Here is a 1,037-nt window from a genome sequence, read left to right on the forward strand (position 1 = left end):
GCCCGGGGTTGATGATGAGGTTGTTGTTGTTGTTGCAGAGCCCCGCCCATGACTGAGCCCTTCGATCTCGACGAGGCGCTGGTGCGCCACCCGCTGCCGGAGGGACAGATCGACGAGGCGCTCAACCGCGCGCAGCTCGGCGAGGCCTTCGGGGTCTCGGGGCCGACGATCGACAAGTGGCGCACGGCGGGCATGCCGGCGCGCGAGGAGGGCGGCAACGGCCGGGCCTACGTGTTCCAGCTCTCCGAGTGCTGGGCCTGGTACCAGCACCGCCGGGCCGAGCAGCGCGCGGCGCGCGAGCGCGGCGACACCGCGGCGCGGCAGATGCGCCTGCAGCTCCTGAGCGCCACCGAGCAGGATGACCCGACCTCCGGCCTCAGCCCGAAGGAGCGCCGGGAGATCCTGCAGGCCGAGCTCGTCTCCATGCAGGCGGCGGAGGCCCGCCGCGCGCTGATGCGCACCGAGGACGTGGCCGAGCTGATCGAGGAGCTCTTCGCCACCGTCCGCCAGGCGCTCGACGCGCTGCCCGATCGGCTGGAGCGCGAGGCCGGCATCGGGCCGGACGCCGTGGGCCGTGCGGTCGGCGCCTGCGACCAGGTGCTGATGCAGATGCGCAGCGCCATCGCACGCGCCCATCTGGAAGAGCGCGACCATGACAGCGACGCCGCCGCCCTGCCGGGCCTGGTCTGAGCGGGGCCGATGAGCATCGAGATCGGCCGGCGCACGCTGCAGGAGATCATCCGCCTGCCGCCGCTGCCTCCCCTTGCCGAGCCGCGCGCGGAGCTGGCTCGCGCCCTGCCGGCGCTGACGCCCCCGGAGCGGATCACGGTGACCGAGGCGGCGGCGAAGTACATGCGCATCCAGGTCGCCGGCCAGTGGCAGGATTATGACCCGCGCGTAGCACCCTACATGGTCGAGCCGCAGGACCTCACCACCTCGCGGCGCTTCCGGCGGCTCGTCTTCGTCGGGCCGTCGCAGTCGGGCAAGAGCCAGATGCTGATGGCCTGTGCTGCGCACGCGATCTGCTGCGATCCCGG

The 1,037-nt window shown here is 72.7% G+C and carries 2 protein-coding genes; both read left to right on the forward strand.

Translation table 11 applies throughout. The features are described from left to right. Positions 1–48 precede the first annotated feature (48 nt). Entirely contained in the window at positions 49–690 is a 642-nt protein-coding gene (locus D3P35_RS25840; RefSeq protein WP_118138787.1) for a DUF1441 family protein, read from the forward strand. A 9-nt stretch (positions 691–699) separates the two neighbouring features. Then, positions 700–1,037, forward strand: a 338-nt coding sequence (locus D3P35_RS25845; protein WP_198670810.1) for a phage terminase large subunit family protein, incomplete at its 3' end; no start/stop codon positions are given.

Source organism: Oceanicella sp. SM1341, assembly GCF_003448965.1.
Lineage (GTDB): Bacteria > Pseudomonadota > Alphaproteobacteria > Rhodobacterales > Rhodobacteraceae > Paroceanicella.

Excerpts from the sequence above, each read along its gene's own strand:
- D3P35_RS25840 (WP_118138787.1), top strand. The coding sequence starts at position 49 with ATGACTGAGCCCTTCGATCTCGACGAGGCGCTGGTGCGCCACCCGCTG.